An 18424-nucleotide genomic window follows, 5' to 3' on the forward strand; every position below is an offset into this window, starting at 1 on the left:
CGCGGCGCTGTCTAACCTGATACTTAGTCTTTCGGTAAAGTTTTCTACCGGATAAGAAAGGTCGCCGTATGTCGCTCGTGCTCTATGGGCATCCGCTCGCCTCCTTCTGCCACAAGGTGCTGATCGCGCTTTATGAAAACACGACTCCGTTCGAAAATCGCCTCGTCGATCTGTCCGACGAGGCTTCGCGCGCCGATCTCTTCCGCTTCTGGCCAATCGGCAAGATGCCGCTGTTGAGAGACGAGGCGCGCGACAGCACCATTCCCGAAACCACGATCATCATCGAATATCTCGACCATTACTACCCCGGCCCCGTGCGCCTGCTGCCGCTGGAGATCGATCGGGCGCTGCAGGTCCGCCTCTGGGACCGCTTCTTCGACCAATATGTCCAAGTGCCGATGCAGACCCTCGTCAGCCATCGCCGGCGTCCAGAGGGCACGGCAGACGAAATAGAGATGGCCGCCTGCAAAGCGACGCTCACCACTGCCTATGCGATGATCGAAAAGCAGCTGGGCGAAAGCCCTTGGATAACAGGCGATGCCTTCACCATGGCCGATTGCGCTGCAGCCCCGGCGCTCTTCTATGCCGAGACGCTGGTCCCGTTCTCACAGGAGCAGCCGAACCTTGGCGCCTATTATAACAGGCTGCTGGCGCGCCCGTCCTTTGCCAGGGCGCTGGAAGAGGCCCGCCCTTATTTCAAGTTCTATCCCTATCAGGACAGGCTGCCCGCCCGCTTTCGGGATGCGGCGGAATGATCGAAAACCAGGCGGATCTCGACCGCATGTTCCACGCGCTTTCCGACCGCAGCCGCCGCGGGATGATCGACCGCCTCGGCCGCGGCCCGGCCTCGGTCACCGAACTGGCCGCACCGCTCGCCGTCGCCCTGCCGACGGTGATGAAACATCTGCAGGTGCTGGAGGAGAGCGGGCTCGTGCTGTCCGAAAAATCCGGCCGGGTGCGAACCTACCGCCTGCAGCAGGATGCGCTCGCCGCTGTCGAGCGCTGGGTGGAACAGCGAAAGACCCGCCGGAACGCCGCCTTTGACAGGCTGGATCAATTTCTCGCCGATGAGCCGGAGACCCTCCCCGAATGACGACACGCTCTGCCGAACATACCACCTTCGTCATCGAGCGCCGCCTGAAGGCGCCCGTCGCCCGGGTCTTTCGCGCCTGGTCGACGCCGGAGTCGAAGCGGCAATGGTTTGCCTGCCACGGCGAATGGGTGCCGCTGGAATATGCGCTCGATTTCAGGCCGGGCGGCACAGAGAGGAACTATACCGCCGACACCGATGGGCTTCTGCACGCCTTTGACGCCCACTACATCGATATCGTGCCGGATACCCGCATCATCTATGCCTATGAGATGAAGCTCGGCCAAACCCGCATCTCAGCCTCGCTCGTCACCGTCGCCTTCAACGTCGAACCCAGCGGCACCAGAATGGTCTTCACCGAGCAAGTGGTTTTCCTCGACGGCTACGCCGACAACGGCGCTCGCCTTCAGGGCACTGAGATCGGCCTCGACAATCTCGAGCTCTTTCTCGAACGCAAGGCAAGCCCAATTCACTAACGCGGCCGATGACCCGTCACGCGCTGCTTGATCTTCCGCGAGCCGGCCGCGCGCACCGACGTATTCAGCGCTGCCGCGGCTCGAATGAGCGCCTTCAGCGCCTCCTCGTCGATCTCGTCGCCTTCATGAAAGTCGATGGCACGCCGGGTATTCCCGTCGAGGCTGGAGTTGAAAAGCCCGTTCGGATCCTCAAGCGACGCTCCTTTGGCGAAGGTAAGCTTGACCACGCTCTTATAGGTCTCGCCGGTGCAGATGATGCCGGCGCGCTCCCACACAGGAACCCCTCGCCACTTCCATTCCTCGACCACCTCGGGTTCGGCTTGCTTGATGAGTGCCCGGACCCGCGCGAGCATGTCGCCGCGCCAATCCTTGAGCTCCTCGATCCTCGCATCAATCAGTTGAGAGGGAGAGGCTTGCCCGTTCCCTTCCTTGGAATCGGTCTTCTTCATGCTTGCCGTCGCCTTCTTCATCTTTGTCGTTCTCCCGTCGCCGCGCATCAAAACCTCACATCCGTTCGCCGGGCAACCGGCTCGCCTGCTCTACCCACGAGGCGATCTGCGCCTCGTCGAAGGGATCGTCCTCGCGGATATTGAGGTAACGCACCTCTTTCTGCTTGGACTCGCCCGGCGGCAGAGGATGCAGCGACGCGCCCTTGAAGAAGGCCACCTTGATATAGCTGGCGTAGCAATGGACGCCGAGGAACCAACCCTGCCCTTCCATGCCGTAAAAGGGCGAGTTCCACTTGACCGCCTTGCAGACGCCGGGCACGGTTCTGGTGATCAGCGCATCGAGGCGACGCCCGATCTCACTTTTCCAGTCCGGCATGGCGGCGATGTAGGCTTGCACGGGCGCATCGCCGTAACCCTTGGGGATTTGCGGGTTGCCGCCCGACAGAAGCTTCGGCGCCGCCCCCGCCAGTTTGGCGGTCTTTTTCGTGACCTTCTCCGCGCCTTTCGACGTTCTGCCCGCCATAGATTTCCTCCTAACCGCCGATGCCTCCCACCTCGCGCCGTGCCGCGGCATAGGGCAGTACGAACAAGGTGAGACCGGTAACGAGAAGCAGCCCGAGCGGCAGCAGCGCCAAGAGCCCAATCCAGACCGCCGACTCCTCCTGCACCATGGCGATGATATTGGCGATGGCGACCAGCGTAAAGGCAATGGACAGCCAACGGTGGACCTGCCGAAACCAGTTGCTCAAGTTCAATGAAGCCTCCTCGAAATCAGCCCGACGGCCTCGCCCGCTCGGCGATGGATCAGTCAATCCGCGCCAACACCTGCTCCAGTTTGTCGAAGAATTGCGGCCACCCGCTCCTGGCGCCGCCATAGGCCTGCCGCTGATCCGACCGGAAACCCGACTGCTCCATGCGCAGATGCGTACCCGCGCCCGTGGACGTGAGCGTCCAGGTCACGACGGTTTCGAGGCCATAGGCGCCCCAGCTGTAAGCGAGGGTCTTGTGGGGCTCGACTTCCAGAACGCGGCAGTCGACCGCACCCCAATCGGCGTTGAAGTTAAAGCGATGGTCGACGACCGGCTTGAAGTCGCTTTTCATCAACCACTCCTGAATCAGGTGCGGCTGGGTCAGCGCCCGCCAGATCTTTTCCGCCGGAAAAGGCATCTCCCGCTCGATGACGACGGAACGTGTTTCGGTCGATATGTCTGTCATTGATCCATCCTCTTCAACAAATCTTCGAGGGCATTGAAGCGGCTTTGCCAGAAGCCGGCCATCTCGCTCGTCCAGTCGATGAGCGGCGCAAGCGCGCCGAGCTGCGCGCTATAATGCGTCTGCCGCCCCTCATGACGGTCGCGCACCAGGCCGGCTTGCTTCAGCACCCCGAGATGTTTCGAAACGACCGGCTGTGAGACCCCGGCCTGCGCCGTCAACGCTCCGACCGTCTTCTCCCCTTCCCGGCACAGCCGCTCGAAAAGCGCGCGCCGGGTGGGATCCGCAAGCGTCCTAAAGAGCACGTCCTGAACGTTCGACATTGAAGACCCATACCTATAAAGCTATGAATAAACCTATAGCCATTGAGATATGCGTATGTCAAGCGACGAACAGAAAGCGACAGATCGATCGGAAAAATCTGTAGCCAACCCGCCCGCGGATACGATAATCGAAAAGACCATGAACACGCAGCATAGCCCATCGGCTATACATAACATGAGCCGCTGGCCTCGAGGACAACCAACAGGCAAAGAAACGCCGGAAGCCGCAGACGGCTTAAATGCCGGCGCATGCCGAAGATCACCACCTCTCGCCTGCTTCGCTACCGCTCTCGGCATTCGGCGGCCAATCGCTCGCGAATGAAGCCGGGCCCGCCGGCAAGACGTTTCGCAAGCGGGCTCGCCGGATCGACCATGCGCCAATATGGCGTCACCGTCGAAAGCGGTTCGCCCTTCTCCAGCGCGCCAAAGGACAATTCGGCGATCGCACGCAAATGCCGCTTGACCGTCACCGGACAGCAGGCATCCGCTCCGTACTGGGCCGCGAGCCGGCGGCGCAGGACGCTGGCCTCAGTAAGAACACCTTCAGGCGCCAATCGAATCTGCTCTTCGATCATCTGCCGCGACGGAATAAGCATCGCCTGGGTGCCGCTGCGGCCCTTGCGACGTGGCTCGATCGTTGGAATTTCGTTCATGTCATCCCTCGGCAAACGTTATTCGTCGTTCCCATCTAGGGCTCGACTGAATGGCGACCAGCCTCACATGCGCCAACCGGAAGGAAGTCCCTCTTCACGGCTTTTCTGCTTGCGCCGTTTCGGTTAATCCTCAGGGCCTCTCACTCAGGAAAAGGATAGGACATATGGCAAAAGTCGCGTTCATCGGTCTCGGCGTCATGGGCTTCCCCATGGCTGGTCATCTGAAGACGAAGGGCGGCCATGATGTCACCGTCTACAACCGTACCGCCGAAAAAGCCGTGGCATGGGCCGAGAAATTCTCCGGCAAATCCGCCCGCACTCCGGCCGAGGCGGCGGAAGGTGCCGATTTCGTCTTCGTCTGCGTCGGCAATGATGAAGATCTCCGGTCGGTGACCTCGGGCGAGAACGGCGCCCTGCACGGCATGAAGCCGGGTTCGGTGCTGATCGACAACACCACAGCCAGCGCCGAGGTTGCTCGCGAACTCTATGCCGCGGCAAAGGAAAGAGGCGTCGACTTTATCGACGCTCCGGTCTCCGGCGGCCAGGCCGGTGCCGAAAACGGCGTTCTGACCGTCATGTGCGGCGGCGACGAAGCGGTCTTCGAGCGCGCTAGGCCCGTCATCGAAAGCTATGCCCGCATGGTCGGCCTGATGGGACCGGCAGGCTCCGGGCAGTTGACCAAGATGATCAACCAGATTTGCATCGCCGGCCTCGTCCAGGGGCTTGCCGAAGGGCTGCATTTCGGCAAGCGCGCCGGGCTCGACATTGAAAAAGTCGTTGAAGTGATTTCCAAGGGTGCGGCGGGTTCCTGGCAAATGGAAAACCGCCATAAGACCATGAATGCCGGCAAATATGATTTCGGCTTCGCAGTCGACTGGATGCGGAAAGATCTTGGCATCGTGCTCGCCGAAGCCCGCAGCAACGGCGCCAAGCTGCCGGTCACCGCCCTCGTCGACCAGTTCTACGGCGACGTGCAGGCAATGGGCGGCAATCGCTGGGACACCTCCTCGCTGCTCGCCCGGCTTGAGAAATGATCGGTCCCTCCTCCGATCCGGCTGAACTGATCGCGCATCTCGAAACGCTGCGCTCGGAGGAGAATGCCGCCGGAATGGCGCGATTCGGCATCGTCACCGACCGCGCCCTCGGAATTTCCAATCCTGATATCAGGGCAGTCGCGAGATTGGCGAAGAGGAATCACCTCAGGGCAATGCAGCTCTGGCGAAGCAATATCCGCGAGGCTCGGCTGCTCGCTCTCTATACCGCCGAGCCGAAGTGGCTGATGCCAGAAGAGGCAAGAACCTGGGCTCATGATTTCGACTCCTGGGAAATCGTCGACTGCGCCGCCGATCTCTTCGTCGAGGCGGGCCTGGACGAGCTCATTCCGGAATTCGCTGCCGAAGAGCGCGAATTTGTCCGTCGCGCCGCTTTTGCCATGATCGCTGGCGCCGCCGTCCATCGAAAGGGAGAGACCGATAGGGCCATTCTTTCCTGGCTGCCGCTGATCGAGGCGCATTCCGGCGATTCCCGCAACTTCGTTCGCAAGGCGGTCAATTGGGCACTGCGCAGCATTGGCAAGCGCAATCGCACCTGCCATGGGCCGGCGCTGGGGTTGGCGAAGCTGCTGGCTGAACGTCCAGATAAAACCGCCCGCTGGATCGGCAGGGATGCGGTCAGGGAGCTGAGCGGTGAAAAGCTGTTGGCGCGGCTGAAATAGCGCGATGCGTCCAAGGCTGAGGCTTTCGCCTCGTCGTCAATGATCCTTGGATTTTTCCACCAGAAAATCGATCAGCACTCTGACAGCCGGCGGCATGCCCTCGGCCGTCGTGAAGACGATATAAGACTGGCTTTCTTCCGACTGCCATTCCGGCAGCACCCGCACCAGCCTGCCGGCCTGCAGATCCGCCTCGCACGCGCTTTCGAGCAGAAGCCCGAAGCCGAGGCCGGCGCGGGCTGCATCGAGAATGGCGGTCATGCTGCGGCAGGTCAGCCTCGGCTGATGCCGGACTACCCGTTTGTCGTCATTCGGACCGATGAGTTCTCAAGTATGGAACGACACCGACGGGGTCATCGCCAGCGTCGGAAGATCGGCGAGCTCGTCGACGCAATTTAAACCGCCGATGCGTTCGAATGAGCGACGGACTTGCGACCAGGATTCGCCGCGCCCTGTCGAGCTTGCGCATCGTCAGGCTCGTCTGTGTCTCCGGCTCGTTGGTCGCCCTCACCTCAAGATCGATCCGTTCGTTGATGAGGTCGGCGCGGCGGTCGGAGCCGATAATCTGTAGCTTGATCTTCGGATAGCGTTCGAGGAATTTCAGGCAGTATGCCTCCGACGGAAATGTCGACCAGACCAAGCGGGCAACCCATCTGCACCACACCCTGAAGGTCGGATTGGGCCTCGGTGACGATCGATTTGGCGCGATCGGCCTCCTGCAGAATGGTCTGGCATCTTTCGTAAAAAGCTTGACCGATCTCTGTCACCCGGAAGTGACGGGTCGAACGCTCTATCAGCCGCGCGCAAGCCCGTCCCTCGATGCGACTGACCCGCCTACTCAATTTTGAGCGCGGTATTTTCAGATTGCTTCTGGCAGAAGCAAAACCACCGCTGGAAACGACGGCTGCAAAATATAAAAGTTGCTGAGATCGTCCATGCGAACAGCTATCCGAGAGTATGAATGAATGCCGCCCCGAAAGGGTTGTATCCTCTCTCCAGCAAAGCTGTAATCACATTGTCGGCATTGGATTCTTCTTTCCACGAACCGTCGCGGCAAAGCCAACCAATGCCCAATGTCAACCCAAACTCTCTTGAGAATAAGAATGGCCTCAATCAAGGCCTGCAGGATGCCGACGTGCGATACACAACATGCCGGTTCGACTTACCTGGATGGCGCTCTGAAAATACAGCCACAAGAGCGCGTGTCAAAAACACTGCAAGGACGGTCCGGCAGGGAAGACCGGACCCGTCCCCGTAGCTGATCGGAGGTCACTCGGATCAGAAACTGATTTGAAGCGTCCCCGATCAGAAGACCGGGGACGCTCACCAGGTGGATTAGAACGAACGCTGCAGGCGGAAGTAGCCCGAAGTGGAGTCGTCGCCATCATCCGGATCGAGGTACTGAACCGAAGCCTTGGCGTAGAAGTTGTCGACGATCTGGTAATCAACCGTCAGACCAACCTTCCAAGCATCGCCGGCGCCGTCGTAGTCGCTGGGAACGGTGTCACCCGCGCTGGCACCACCAATGTAGTTGCCGTAGTACTGGACGCCAGGAGTGATCTTGAGCTTGTCCGTTGCCTTGATGGCGTATTCGGCAGCCACTGCCCATTCAGCCGTCGAGTAGTAGGAGTTCGGGCCGGACGAGTATACGGCTGCGAGGCCGAGCGTGCCGGGGCCGATGTCAACCGTACCCATAGCGCGGATTGCGCCGTCTTCGTTGTCGACGTCCCAGCCGCCAGTGAGCTGGTAGCTAAAGGCACCAGCCTTGCCGCCGATGCCGAAGGCAACGCCGACATTGTTCGGACCATCGTCCGGAACGAGGAGACCGGTGACCGGATCCACGTCACCCTGGTAAACGCCGTCTTCCAGCTCATCGACGCTGAGGCCAGCGTAGAAGTCGCCGCTTTCGTACTGATAGCGGATGGAGTTGTGCAGCGTTACGACAGAACCGATGTCGTCGGTTTCGCCGGAGAGGCCATCGTCCCACCAGCTGTAGAACAGACCAGCGCGGAAGCCCGCGATGTCGAGGTAAGCGGAATCGAGAATGGCTTCCTGGTTGGAGGCATTGTCAGCATTGAACTGCATGACGATGACGCCAGTCAGCGGACCATACTCGGTGTCGCTCTTGGCCGTGAACTGAACCTGGCCGCGGGTAACTGCATCCCAATCAGAGTCGTTATCACCACCCGGCTGGTCGCCAACGTTGACCTGGAAACGGATGTAGCCTTCGATCTTGAGGCAGGTTTCGGTCCCGGGGATGTAGAAGTAGCCGGTGCCGTAAGCGTCGCAGACGCGAACATATTCAACCGGTTCCGGCTCAGCAGCAACGATAGCGTCAGCTGCAAGAACCGGCGTCGATGCAGCAAATGCAGCTGCTGATGCGAGCAAAACCATTCTGATGTTCATTTACCAATCCATTCCTTTGTCGATCGGGGCTGACGTCTCGTCGGGTAGTCAATTTGAAGCCGGCCCAGTTTGAACAGCCATCTCGGCGTGCGGATCGATCGAACCGCCGAACCGTCATCACACAGAAGGCGCATTCAAGCAATTCTCGATATATCTGAGAGGGGTTCGCTGGAGCAACTTTCGCCAGCAACGTGATTTTTATACAACAATTCAAATAATTAGATGGCAAACGCACAAAACGGCCTCGCAATGGAAATCTCCATTGCAAGCCGCAAACGCTATGCCGCATTCTCAAATCTCCACCGCTCGACCCAGCCGAACATAATGGTGAAGCACATAAACTCTACCGCCGACTAATGAACCTATACAAGGTAGCGGTGTAGAACATGGTGTTCTGATTTCGATACCAATGAGTCAAAATGATGACAGAATGCTCATTGATGCCACACATCATAGCCGTGCAATCGTTACCAGGCTATGTATTTTTCTAGCATTTTGGTGAAACTGAAGCGTTTTTTCGCGATTTTTCCGGCTTTCTTTTGCAGCTAGAGCCACATTCTTCGAAAGCCGCTTCCAGGCGCCGCATTCCTGCGTGCGGGCGAATCGCCTCAGAGACCCGGGTTCCGGGGCGAATCCCACGCGGTATATGCGACTGCCGGCCAGCGGTCCGTCGCAACCTATTGGCGTTTTCAATCTTCGTTGGATTTGGCGTTCTCAAGAATCATGTAGTCGAGCGGCAGTTGCGTCGAATACTTGATCTGCTCCATCGCAAAGGCGGAGGAGACGTCGCGAATCTCGATCTTGGCGATCATTCGCTTGTAGAAAGCGTCGTAAGCGGCGATATCGGGCACGACGACTCGCAGGAGATAGTCGACATCGCCGCTCATTCGATAGAATTCGACCACTTCGGGGAATTCGGCGACCACCTCGGAAAAGCGGCGCAGCCACTCGATCGAATGAGTCGCCGTGCGAATCGACACGAAAACCGTGACCTTGGTGTTGACCTTCTCCGGATCGAGGATGGCGACCCGACGCTTGATGACGCCATCTTCCTCCATTTTCTGAATGCGTCGCCAGCAGGGCGTCGTCGAAAGCCCCACCTTCTTGGCGAGGTCAGCAACGGCAAGGGTCGAATCTTCTTGCAGCAGACGCAGTATTTTTCGGTCGAGGCGGTCCATGCGCACGTCAGTCCTTTCGAATTATTTTCTTTGTATAACCCGATTCCGCGCGAGGAAAAGAATTTTGTTTCAGGAAAGCAGCATTTTTACCCGCTCCTGCAACACAGGAAGCAATTCTTGCTCGAACCAGGAATTGCGTCTCAGCCAGCCGCTGTTGCGCCAGCTCGGATGCGGCAGCGGCAGCACAGCGGGCGACCGGCCGGACACGAGGCTGTCACGCCAAGCCCGCACGGTCTCCGTCATATTCCCTCGTCTCTCGTCAGCCATATGCCAAGCCTGCGCATATTGGCCGATGACCAGCACCAGCTCGATCTGCGGCATTGCCGCGATCACCCTTTGCCGCCAGACCGGAGCGCATTCACGGCGCGGCGGCAGGTCAGCGCCCTTGTCGTCGTAGCCAGGAAAGCAGAAGCCCATCGGCACGATGGCGAAGCGGCTGCGGTCGTAAAAGCTTGCTCTGTCGACGCCGAGCCATGACCGCAGCCGGTCGCCCGATGCATCGTCAAACGGCAGACCGCTCTCATGCACTCGAAGGCCGGGCGCCTGCCCCGCGATCAGGATGCGTGCACGCGAAGAGATCACCGCCACCGGCCGCGGGTCGTGCGGCAGCCGGTGCTGAGGTCCGCTTGCCGGGGCGTCCCGACAGACGCGACAGGCGGCAATTTCCCGCCGCAGAGTTTCCAGCTTGGCTTCATCGCTCATCACCTTATTCCCATCCGACGATCCACCTGAGGAAGCGCAGCGCGTCGCCGTAACCGGATTCGTGACGGGCATGATCGCGCACATCGCGCGGCCGCTCGAAAGTCCCGGCCCACAGCCCCGCCTTCGCTCCCCTCGCCTCTGCCTCCTCCTTGCCGTAGCCACCATAGGAAACGGCCATGCCTCGGCGCACCATGCTGGCATTGATGTCGCCGTCCGTCCCGCTTCGGCAGACGACAAGCAGCCTATCGTAGCGGTCGCGCCGATCGCCCTGGCAAAGCGTTTCCGATGCCAGAACCATCTCCTGCAACACCTCCCGCGCCACGCGCCCGCAAGCCCAGGCCTTTCCCGCCCGTTCACAGCTTTGGTTGAGCTCCGGCGCGTCAATGCCTTCGAGGCGGAAGCGCTCCCCGCCCAATGTCAGACTGTCGCCATCGGCAGCATGAAAGGCGCCTGCACGCTTGATTGTTGCTCGATCGTTGATCTTGGCGGCAATCAGCGCCAGGAGTACCAGCAGGGCAAAAGCGGTCACGCCGTCACGAATCAGGCGCAGGCCACGTGTCACGCTTTCGCCTCCTTAAAAAACAAATCCTTGGCAAAGATGGCAAACATCTTCTTAAGAATTGCCGGTTAAGCTCTTATCCACCCAGGGGTGAAGTTTCAACGTGCACATGAGTACCGGCGTAAGCACATCGACCGACAAGATTATCGTCGACAGGTCGCGCAGCCACCGCAACAAGGCCGTTTCCAAGGCTGTGCGGCAGACGCGCGAGCGCCTGCAGTCCGGTCATGCGTCCAATTCCGCCTTCGACCGTGACGTACTCAAGATGTATATAGCGTCGATGATGCAGGGCGCGACGATCATGCCGCTCTTCGTCGTCATTATCACCGCCCTCGGCGTCTATTTCACTCAAGATACCCAATTGCTCTCCTGGGCGCTGCTGACGCTCACCTGTCACACCGGCAACATCCTGCTCGCCCGGCGCGCGCGCCGACAGGAGATCACCTCCGAGAGCGCCCGCAAATGGCGCCGCCTGCTGCTCGCCGGCCAATTCCTGGTCGGCTGCTGCTGGGCCGTCTTTGCGCTGCAGGGGTGCGACACCTGCGAGCCGTCGAGCTTCATTCTCTACAAGGGCGCAACATTGCTCATTGCGCTTTCCGTCACCGCGATGTCGAACTTCATGCTGACGCCAGCCGTGCTGGTGGCCTTCGCGCCGACGGTCCTGGCGCTTGGCGCCAAGAGCGGCCTGTCACGCGACCTCCTCGAAATCAGCCTGACCGGGCTCTTCACCACCACGCTCGTCTTCTTCAACTATATCAGCGACCGGCTCTTCAAATCGAACCTCAGGATCCTCTCCTACCAGTCGGAGAAGGACGACTTAATCGCCGAGCTGGAAGTGGCGAAATCGATGTCTGATGAGGCGCGCCGCCGCGCCGAAGAGGCAAACCTCGCCAAGTCCCGCTTCCTTGCCTCGATGTCGCACGAACTCAGGACGCCGCTCAACGCCATTCTCGGCTTCTCCGAAGTGATGTCGGCCGAAGTCATGGGACCACTCGCCAATCCGACCTACAAGGAATATGCCGGCGATATCCATCGCTCCGGCCAGCATCTGCTCGATCTCATCAACGAAATCCTCGACCTGTCCCGTATCGAGGCCGGCAAATACGAACTAAGCGAGGAAGCGATCTCGCTGCTCGATATCACCGAGGATTGCATCGGCATGGTGCAGCTGCGCGCCCGCGCCAAGAACATTGCCATTTCGGATCAATTCGAACGGCAGTTGCCGGCTATCTGGGCGGACGAGAAGTCGATGCGCCAGGTGGTGCTCAACCTCCTCTCCAATGCCGTCAAATTCACGCCGCAGGGAGGTGAAATCCACGTCAAGGTCGGCTGGACGGCCGGCGGCGGACAATACATCTCGATCAAAGACAACGGCCCCGGCATTCCGGAAGAAGAGATTCCCGTCGTCCTCTCGGCGTTCGGCCAGGGTTCGATCGCCATCAAGAGCGCCGAACAGGGCACCGGCCTCGGCCTGCCGATCGTCCAGGCGATCCTCGCCAAGCATGACGGACAGTTCCTGCTGAAATCGAAGCTGCGTGAAGGCACGGAGGTTATCGCCATCCTGCCGGCCAAGCGCGTCCTCCAGAGCCTGCCCGCCGTCGAAGAGGCTCAGGCCGTCGCGCGCAAGCGCAAGAGTTTTGCCTGATTCAGCTCGGGCATGTCACGCGGCGCCGAAGAAGAGGTGCTTGGCGATGACGAAGCCGAGATAAAGAGAGCAGGCGGCGATCATGCAGGTCACCGCAAAAGAGCCGAGATCTTTGGCATGTTTGCCGACAATCGAAATCTCCGGCGAAATCCTGTCGATCACCTCTTCGACGGCGGTATTCATGGCTTCCATCGAAAAAAGCCCGAGAAACAACAGCACCGCGACGACAATCTCGCCGATGCTCGCCCCTACCAGCGCCAGCGCTGCCATTGAAATGACGAAGAAGCCGAGCTCCTGGCGGAAGGCCGCCTCTTTCAGCACGCGCAGAAAGCCGGCCCAGGAATAGCTGGCGGCGGCGATGAAATGCCGAAACCCGGTCTCTTTCGTCACCGCAGGCTTCGTCAAGACGCCCCATCCTCTTCCCGTTGCACCACGGAGCGGGGAAAAGCTGTACCATCTCCCCTTTGTTGACCAGCCAATAGCGAATCCACCCGGGCGGCGCAAGCAAAGCCCGGTGGGTCGGCTACGCCGGCCGCGGCCTTAATGTTTGTTGCTCACACCCGCCTGGGCGAAGGTCGCCATTCCGGAATGGCAGGCAGCAGCGGCCTTGACGATGCCGGCGGCAAGCGCCGCACCAGTGCCCTCACCGAGCCGCATGCCGAGCGCCAGAAGCGGCGTCTTGCCAAGCATCTCGACCGCGCGCAGATGGCCGGGCTCGCTGGAGACATGGCCGATCAGGCAATGATCGAGCGCGGAGGGATTGGCGGCTTTCAGGATCGCCGCCGCGGCAGTCGCGACATAGCCGTCGATCAGCACCGGGATGCGCTCCATCCGGGCGGCCAGGATGGCGCCTGCCATTGCGGCAATCTCGCGTCCGCCGAGCCGGCGCATGATCTCCAGGGGATCGTCGAGATGGTCGCTATGCAGCTCTACCGCTTTTTCCACCGCCGCAATCTTGCGCTCCAGCATCTCGCCTTCCGAGCCGGTGCCGGGGCCTACCCAGTCGCGCGCCGACCCGCCGTACAGCGCATAGTTGATCGCTGCTGCAATCGTCGTGTTGCCGATGCCCATCTCGCCAATGCAGAGCAGGTCGGTGCCGCCGGCGATCGCCTCCATGCCGAAGGCCATGGTTGCGGCGCAGTCGCGTTCGGAAAGCGCGGCTTCCTCGGTGATGTCGCCCGTGGGGTAGTCGAGCGCCAGATCGAAGACTTTCAGCCCGAGATCATAAGCGACACAGATCTGGTTGATCGCAGCTCCACCGGCTGCAAAATTCTCGACCATCTGCTGCGTCACCGCGGGCGGAAAGGGTGTGATGCCCTGTCTGGTGACACCGTGATTGCCGGCGAAGATCGCCACCAGCGGCCGGTTGACGGCCGGTTGACGGCCCGTCCAGGCGGCAAGCCAGAAAGCAATCTCCTCGAGCCGTCCGAGCGCGCCCGGCGGCTTGGTCAGCTGCGCGTCGCGTTCGCGTGCGGCCACCAGCGCGCGGGCATCCGGCCCCGGCAGGTCCCGGAGCAGGGTACGGAAATCGTCGAAAGGCAGGCCTGAAACGCTCATCGGTGCGTATTCCTATGAATGGCTATTCTTGTTTTTTTGACGCAAATCAGCTTCTTTGCGGTGGCTCTCTCTTAAAGCCGGCGGGCGAAGCGAACAACACCTAAAGCGCCGTAGCCCTCCGGCAGAATGAAACAGAATGAAGATCAAGGACTATGCGGTCGACACCGCCCGCGCCGTCGCCTTTCTGAGCCGCCTTCCGATGCCCCCAGCGCTGTTCGAAGGCTATGACGGCAGGCTCGGCCGCCTGGTGCGCGCCTTTCCCCTCGCCGGTCTTGTCATCGGCTTCGTCCCGGCGCTCGCCCTCCTCCTTCTTTCAGGCCTGCGCGCCGATCCCCTGATGGCGGCCCTGCTTGCGCTCTCGATCCAGGTTCTTGCCACCGGCGCGCTGCACGAAGATGGTTTGGCCGATACGGCCGACGGCATCGGCGGCGGCAAGAACCGCGAACAAAGCCTCATCATCATGAAGGACAGCCGGATCGGCACCTATGGCGCGATAGCGCTAATCCTCTCCTTCGCGATCCGTGCGGCCGCACTCGCCGCCATTGTCCGCCAGTCCTCACCGCTCGCCGCAGCGCTTGCCGTTGCCGCCGTCGCAGCACTCAGCCGTGGCGCTATCGCCTGGCATTGGCAACGGCTGCCGGCCGCAAAGGCCGAGGGCGTGGCCGCCTCGACCGGCCAGCCGAATGAGGCGGCGATGCATTTTGCGCTCGTCTCGGCCGGTCTGCTCGCAGCACTTCTGATCTGGCCGGCATTCGGCTTGCGGCCGCTCGTCGCCAGCTTGCTCGCCACCGGTGTCGCAGGATTCGCCTTCACCGCCGTCATCCGTCGCAAGCTTGCCGGCCACACCGGCGACACGCTGGGCGCGACGCAGCAGATTTGCGAAATCGCCACCCTTTGCGCCCTTGCCACCACTCTTTGAAACTCCGATATATCAGCCATGCAAACACCCTGCATTCACGTCTGCTCCCTGGTTTCAACCACCGGTTTTTGCGCCGGTTGCGGCCGCACTCTTCAGGAAATCGGTGGCTGGATGAACTATACCGATGCCGAAAGGCGCCGGATCATGGCGCAACTGCCGGCGAGGCTCGCAACGGCCGCGACGACGGGCCGGATGAAAACAAGCCTCGCCGAGCGGCCGGGGCGGCCTTCATGATCCGTTTCACCGTCATTCTCGTCGTGATCGGCATCGGCCTTGCCGTGCTGATCCTCAACGGCGACAGCGGCCGCATTCTCGGCTTGCAAAGTGACGAGTTCGGCCGCTTCGTTTACCTGCTGCCGATCGCACTGATGTTGTCGGCCGGGATCTGGGCGCGCAGCGTCGGTGAAACCATGCGCCAGATGATGATCTGGTTGGTCATCATCCTGGCGCTCGTGACCGTCTATCTCTATCGTCAGGAAGCGATCGGCGTCGGCAACCGGGTGCTCGCCGGTCTCATTCCTGGCCGCGCCGTCGTCGTCGCGACCAGCGAAGGTGGCGCGGAAATCATCCTGCACAAGCTGTTGAACGGCCATTTCGAAGCGGACGTCAATGTGAATGGCCGGACTGTCGAGATGCTCGTCGACACCGGCTCCAGCATGGTCGCGCTCTCACACGAGGATGCTGAACGCATCGGCATCGATCTCACGGGCCTCACCTACTCGATGACGGTCATGACCGCCAACGGCCGCAGCCGCGCGGCCCCCATTACGCTCGACCAGGTGGCGATCGGTCCGATCATCCGCAACAATGTCGCAGCCAGCGTCGCCGAGGACGGGCGGCTTGACCAGAGCTTGCTCGGCATGAGCTTCCTGGAGACGCTGGGCTCCTTGCAGATGCAGACGGACGAATTGCGCATGCGGGATTGATCCGACAGAACAAATCATGCCCCCGATCCGCTCTCGGCCGGCTCTCCATTGGGCATACGGACCGCAAGTCGCCGGTCGATAAAAGCTGCAGAAAACGCTGCCGACAAGGCAAGTGACGCCGATGTCAGCAACATCGCGAACAGTGTCGACACTGCGCCGGCCTCTCGGAGAAACAGCCCGGCGATCGAAGCGATCAGCGCGGCGCCGGCGATCGACATGGCTGCGGCAAGGCCTGCAGCGGTGCCGGCGAGATTGGCGCGAACCGACATCACACCCAGATTGGCGGCTGGAAAGGTCAAGCCATTGCCGATGCCGATGAACACACAGGGGCCGAAAAAAGCCAGGACATGCGTGACGCCCGAGATCGACAGGATCAGCCCCAAGAGCAGACCCATGCACGTCGATAAACGCGCAATGACGAGCGTGGTGCTGAGCGATTTCCTCGTCCATCGGGCAGCGAGATAACTGCCCAGAATGAATCCCGCGGGAACCATTCCGATGAAGAAGCCCAGTTTCGCGCTCGATCCGCCGAGCGAGGAACTGACTGCCAGGGATGCGCCTCCGAGGAAGATATAGAGGGTGCCGGTGGAACAGGCCATGCACAGCGTATAGGCCCAGAACCGCGCCGAACCGAGAAGCTGCCGGTAGGAAGCAAAGTAATTGCCTTTTGGTCTCGACGCGAGTCCGGTTGTTTCCTTCAGCTCGCGCATGGAAATGGCGAGGATGGCAGCGCCTATCAGCGCAAGAGCGATGAAGATCGCCCGCCATCCGAACGCTTCGTCCAGAATGCCGCCGGCGCTCGGGCCGAGCATCGGCGCGATAGCCCATCCCATGGCGGCGTAGCCGATCCTGTTAGCGGCCCCGCGCTCGCCCGCCGTCTCCTTGATGGCAACGAGAGCGACGCAGAAGCAGGCGGCGATCGACGCCTGCATCACGCGAAACAACAGGAAGATGCCGATATTGGGAGCCAGCGCGCAGCCGATCGACGCGACGATGAAAATGGAAACGGCGGTCAGCGCCACTGGCCGGCGCCCATAACGATCCGACACCGCGCCGGCGACAATTTCCGTCAGGGCGTTGATGATCGCATAACCCGCGACCGAAAGATTGACGATCGCGAAATCGGCCTGGAACGTGGCGGCGATATTTGGCAACGCCGGCAGATATATATTGATCGGCAATACCGAAAGCGCCGTCAGCAGGAGAAGGATCGTACGCCGGGGCGTCGCCGTCGAAATCGCAGCCGCTTCCTCGGTCAGGCGGCTATCGGAAGTCTGCGCAGAATTGTCGCGTGACATGCTCTTGTCCAAGGTGTCAGGGAAATTGTGGGAATCTGACGAGGCGCAGCGCGAATTCAGGGCACAAAAAAAGCCCCGTCAGGAGCTTGATTTACTGCGCATGGGGCTGATCGCCGGATGGTTACACCATCCTGCCCATGCGCCCTATCACCACGACAAGAACCATTGCGATCTTCATGATCGTACAGCTAGACAGAAATTGCCATCTCGTCAACGTGCGGTTTCAATGCTCGCAGAAAATGCAAGCCGGCAAACCGCGCCGTCGCGATGCGGCTTTACGGCGATAGGTAGATCTGGCACCTTCAAGCGCAAAACAACAAGACCACAAAGAGCAAAAAGAAACGCCTAGTCTGGTGGCACCCCGCATGTCCGACCGGCTCTCGCTTCAGGCGAAGGCCTTGCCCATGGGTGCGACAGGAGTTTCGCGATGAATTCATTCTGGCCGATCATTGTCGGCGGCATTCTGCCCGCCTTTTTCTGGGGCATCACCGCCGTCTTTCAGAAGCAGAGTGCCGCGGCCGCGACCGGCTCCGCCGTTTATCTGATCGCCTTCGGTTCGGCCTGCGCACTCGCTGGCCTGATCGCCGTACTGATCTGGCGGCCCGCGCCCTGGACCGTCGAGGGCCTTGGTTTTGCCGCCATCGCAGGCGCCTGCTTCGCTGCCGGCACCGGCCTCATCAGCTTCGCGCTCTTTGCTTATGGCGTCCCCGTCTCGAAACTCGCTCCGATCTGGAGCTGCAACGTGCTGGTGACGCTGGCAATTGCCGCAGTCTTTCTCGGCGAAGCCTCCGAACTGGAAATGGTCAAGCTTGCCACAGGCACCCTCCTCATCCTGTCAGGCGCCCTGCTCGTCAGCAGTGCATGAGCGTAATCAATAAGAGATCAGAACCTCACCGATCCACTGGCGTCGCCTTACAACCAGCAGAGTCGTGATACCAGAGTCAGCCTCACCCGACAGAATATCGACAGTAGCTCGCCGACCGGAGAATTCGATCCGCGATCGCGAGTTCTGAAAGGAGCAAGGATTCGGCGAGCAATAAATACTCAATTCACCATTCGCCCCTGAGCCCGAATACAATGTGATCGCAAGATTGATGGTCGGATCGTTTTGATCGGCGAGGCTGCAGGTACTGTCAGGAAGGCATGACACCTCAGCAGAGAAAGGCTCCTTTCCCACGATCGCCACGGCATAGATAATCTTGATAGGATAGGTGGCCTCCTCCGACAGACTCTGCTGCGGAGCTAGGCAGAAGATCGAGGCGATTGCAAAACGTCCGAACACATTGCTGCCACCCATCCCGATTGCCCCATGAACCGACC

Annotated in this window: 25 protein-coding genes and 1 pseudogene; 11 read left to right on the top strand and 15 right to left on the bottom strand. The window is 60.6% G+C overall.

Going from position 1 to position 18424, the window contains the following annotated elements; genetic code table 11:
- The first annotated feature begins 68 nt into the window (after positions 1 to 68).
- The 3 genes from ACQ7C1_RS16590 to ACQ7C1_RS16600 are packed head-to-tail and all read left to right on the top strand — an operon-like array spanning position 69 to position 1566.
- Positions 69 to 755: a glutathione S-transferase family protein gene (locus ACQ7C1_RS16590; RefSeq protein WP_430959059.1), complete on the top strand. Its 687-nt coding sequence runs from the start codon at positions 69 to 71 to the stop codon at positions 753 to 755.
- A complete protein-coding gene (locus ACQ7C1_RS16595; RefSeq protein WP_430959060.1) occupies positions 752 to 1093 on the top strand; it encodes an ArsR/SmtB family transcription factor in 342 nt (113 codons plus the stop codon). Before ACQ7C1_RS16590 ends, ACQ7C1_RS16595 begins: the two co-directional genes overlap by 4 nt.
- Positions 1090 to 1566, top strand: coding sequence for an SRPBCC family protein (locus tag ACQ7C1_RS16600; RefSeq protein WP_097601455.1), 477 nt, complete (start codon positions 1090 to 1092; stop codon positions 1564 to 1566). Before ACQ7C1_RS16595 ends, ACQ7C1_RS16600 begins: the two co-directional genes overlap by 4 nt.
- Here ACQ7C1_RS16600 and ACQ7C1_RS16605 read toward each other — a convergent pair.
- The 6 genes from ACQ7C1_RS16605 to ACQ7C1_RS16630 form a co-directional block, all read right to left on the bottom strand.
- Positions 1563 to 2036 (bottom strand): DUF1801 domain-containing protein, encoded by a 474-nt coding sequence (locus ACQ7C1_RS16605; protein ID WP_430959061.1) that lies wholly within the window; start codon positions 2034 to 2036, stop codon positions 1563 to 1565. The two genes, ACQ7C1_RS16600 and ACQ7C1_RS16605, sit on opposite strands and share 4 nt — an antisense overlap.
- Positions 2037 to 2070: 34 nt before the next feature.
- A complete protein-coding gene (locus ACQ7C1_RS16610; RefSeq protein WP_430959062.1) occupies positions 2071 to 2538 on the bottom strand; it encodes a DUF1801 domain-containing protein in 468 nt (155 codons plus the stop codon).
- 10 nt (positions 2539 to 2548) lie between these two features.
- Positions 2549 to 2770 carry a hypothetical protein gene (locus ACQ7C1_RS16615; protein ID WP_183706715.1) on the bottom strand — a complete coding sequence of 74 codons (222 nt, stop codon included), beginning with the start codon at positions 2768 to 2770 and terminating at the stop codon, positions 2549 to 2551.
- 49 nt (positions 2771 to 2819) lie between these two features.
- The gene (locus ACQ7C1_RS16620; RefSeq protein WP_183706714.1) at positions 2820 to 3230 is read right to left on the bottom strand and encodes an SRPBCC family protein; all 411 of its coding nucleotides are present in this window, start codon (positions 3228 to 3230) and stop codon (positions 2820 to 2822) included.
- Positions 3227 to 3550, bottom strand: coding sequence for an ArsR/SmtB family transcription factor (locus ACQ7C1_RS16625; protein WP_430959063.1), 324 nt, complete (start codon positions 3548 to 3550; stop codon positions 3227 to 3229). Before ACQ7C1_RS16625 ends, ACQ7C1_RS16620 begins: the two co-directional genes overlap by 4 nt.
- 281 nt (positions 3551 to 3831) lie before the next feature.
- On the bottom strand, positions 3832 to 4203 hold the full coding sequence (locus tag ACQ7C1_RS16630) for a hypothetical protein (protein ID WP_430959064.1): 372 nt from the start codon (positions 4201 to 4203) through the stop codon (positions 3832 to 3834).
- Between the two features lie 164 nt (positions 4204 to 4367).
- Here ACQ7C1_RS16630 and ACQ7C1_RS16635 point away from each other — a divergent pair, with 164 nt between their 5' ends.
- Both ACQ7C1_RS16635 and ACQ7C1_RS16640 read left to right on the top strand, forming a co-directional pair.
- Positions 4368 to 5237, top strand: a complete 870-nt coding sequence (locus tag ACQ7C1_RS16635; protein ID WP_430959065.1) for an NAD(P)-dependent oxidoreductase — start codon at positions 4368 to 4370, stop codon at positions 5235 to 5237.
- Positions 5234 to 5917: a DNA alkylation repair protein gene (locus tag ACQ7C1_RS16640; RefSeq protein WP_430959066.1), complete on the top strand. Its 684-nt coding sequence runs from the start codon at positions 5234 to 5236 to the stop codon at positions 5915 to 5917. The genes ACQ7C1_RS16635 and ACQ7C1_RS16640 overlap by 4 nt, the downstream gene beginning before the upstream one ends.
- Positions 5918 to 5953: 36 nt before the next feature.
- Here the strand turns inward: ACQ7C1_RS16640 and ACQ7C1_RS16645 are convergent.
- The 5 genes and pseudogenes from ACQ7C1_RS16645 to ACQ7C1_RS16665 all read right to left on the bottom strand — a co-directional run bounded on the left by ACQ7C1_RS16645 (position 5954) and on the right by ACQ7C1_RS16665 (position 10762).
- Positions 5954 to 6851, bottom strand: a pseudogene (locus ACQ7C1_RS16645) (LysR substrate-binding domain-containing protein).
- Between the two features lie 398 nt (positions 6852 to 7249).
- On the bottom strand, positions 7250 to 8320 hold the full coding sequence (locus ACQ7C1_RS16650) for a porin (protein WP_430959067.1): 1071 nt from the start codon (positions 8318 to 8320) through the stop codon (positions 7250 to 7252).
- 689 nt (positions 8321 to 9009) lie between these two features.
- Positions 9010 to 9498: an Lrp/AsnC family transcriptional regulator gene (locus tag ACQ7C1_RS16655; protein ID WP_004678404.1), complete on the bottom strand. Its 489-nt coding sequence runs from the start codon at positions 9496 to 9498 to the stop codon at positions 9010 to 9012.
- A gap of 69 nt (positions 9499 to 9567) precedes the next feature.
- Positions 9568 to 10200: a uracil-DNA glycosylase family protein gene (locus ACQ7C1_RS16660; RefSeq protein WP_430959068.1), complete on the bottom strand. Its 633-nt coding sequence runs from the start codon at positions 10198 to 10200 to the stop codon at positions 9568 to 9570.
- A gap of 4 nt (positions 10201 to 10204) precedes the next feature.
- Positions 10205 to 10762, bottom strand: coding sequence for a thermonuclease family protein (locus ACQ7C1_RS16665; RefSeq protein ID WP_430959069.1), 558 nt, complete (start codon positions 10760 to 10762; stop codon positions 10205 to 10207).
- Between the two features lie 106 nt (positions 10763 to 10868).
- On the opposite strand from ACQ7C1_RS16665, the gene ACQ7C1_RS16670 reads away from it, so the two are divergent.
- A complete protein-coding gene (locus ACQ7C1_RS16670; protein WP_430959070.1) occupies positions 10869 to 12404 on the top strand; it encodes a sensor histidine kinase in 1536 nt (511 codons plus the stop codon).
- Positions 12405 to 12419: 15 nt separating this feature from the next.
- Here the strand turns inward: ACQ7C1_RS16670 and ACQ7C1_RS16675 are convergent, their stop codons facing one another.
- Together ACQ7C1_RS16675 and cobT are read right to left on the bottom strand one after the other, a co-directional pair.
- Entirely contained in the window at positions 12420 to 12809 is a 390-nt protein-coding gene (locus ACQ7C1_RS16675; RefSeq protein WP_430959071.1) for a diacylglycerol kinase, read from the bottom strand.
- Between the two features lie 135 nt (positions 12810 to 12944).
- Positions 12945 to 13961, bottom strand: a complete 1017-nt coding sequence (gene cobT, locus ACQ7C1_RS16680; RefSeq protein ID WP_085778438.1) for a nicotinate-nucleotide--dimethylbenzimidazole phosphoribosyltransferase — start codon at positions 13959 to 13961, stop codon at positions 12945 to 12947.
- 136 nt (positions 13962 to 14097) lie between these two features.
- On the opposite strand from cobT, the gene ACQ7C1_RS16685 reads away from it, so the two are divergent.
- From ACQ7C1_RS16685 to ACQ7C1_RS16695, 3 genes are read left to right on the top strand one after another with little or no spacing between them, the layout of a single operon-like run.
- On the top strand, positions 14098 to 14880 hold the full coding sequence (locus ACQ7C1_RS16685) for an adenosylcobinamide-GDP ribazoletransferase (RefSeq protein WP_430959072.1): 783 nt from the start codon (positions 14098 to 14100) through the stop codon (positions 14878 to 14880).
- A gap of 18 nt (positions 14881 to 14898) precedes the next feature.
- On the top strand, positions 14899 to 15114 hold the full coding sequence (locus tag ACQ7C1_RS16690; RefSeq protein WP_430959073.1) for a DUF1289 domain-containing protein: 216 nt from the start codon (positions 14899 to 14901) through the stop codon (positions 15112 to 15114).
- Complete coding sequence (locus ACQ7C1_RS16695) at positions 15111 to 15806, top strand: TIGR02281 family clan AA aspartic protease (RefSeq protein WP_430959074.1); 696 nt, start codon at positions 15111 to 15113, stop codon at positions 15804 to 15806. The genes ACQ7C1_RS16690 and ACQ7C1_RS16695 overlap by 4 nt, the downstream gene beginning before the upstream one ends.
- Positions 15807 to 15820: 14 nt before the next feature.
- On the opposite strand, the gene ACQ7C1_RS16700 is transcribed toward ACQ7C1_RS16695, so the two are convergent.
- Positions 15821 to 17104 (bottom strand): MFS transporter, encoded by a 1284-nt coding sequence (locus ACQ7C1_RS16700; protein WP_430959075.1) that lies wholly within the window; start codon positions 17102 to 17104, stop codon positions 15821 to 15823.
- On the opposite strand from ACQ7C1_RS16700, the gene ACQ7C1_RS16705 reads away from it, so the two are divergent.
- Positions 17103 to 17453 carry a hypothetical protein gene (locus ACQ7C1_RS16705; RefSeq protein WP_430959076.1) on the top strand — a complete coding sequence of 117 codons (351 nt, stop codon included), beginning with the start codon at positions 17103 to 17105 and terminating at the stop codon, positions 17451 to 17453. The two genes, ACQ7C1_RS16700 and ACQ7C1_RS16705, sit on opposite strands and share 2 nt — an antisense overlap.
- 78 nt (positions 17454 to 17531) lie before the next feature.
- Positions 17532 to 17969 (top strand): EamA family transporter, encoded by a 438-nt coding sequence (locus ACQ7C1_RS16710; protein ID WP_430959077.1) that lies wholly within the window; start codon positions 17532 to 17534, stop codon positions 17967 to 17969.
- A 6-nt stretch (positions 17970 to 17975) separates the two neighbouring features.
- Here ACQ7C1_RS16710 and ACQ7C1_RS16715 read toward each other — a convergent pair whose 3' ends face one another.
- A complete protein-coding gene (locus ACQ7C1_RS16715) occupies positions 17976 to 18401 on the bottom strand; it encodes a hypothetical protein (RefSeq protein ID WP_430959078.1) in 426 nt (141 codons plus the stop codon).
- Positions 18402 to 18424: the final 23 nt, after the last annotated feature.

The sequence above is a fragment of the Rhizobium sp. Nf11,1 genome (assembly GCF_050587665.1).
Classification (GTDB): Bacteria; Pseudomonadota; Alphaproteobacteria; order Rhizobiales; family Rhizobiaceae; genus Rhizobium.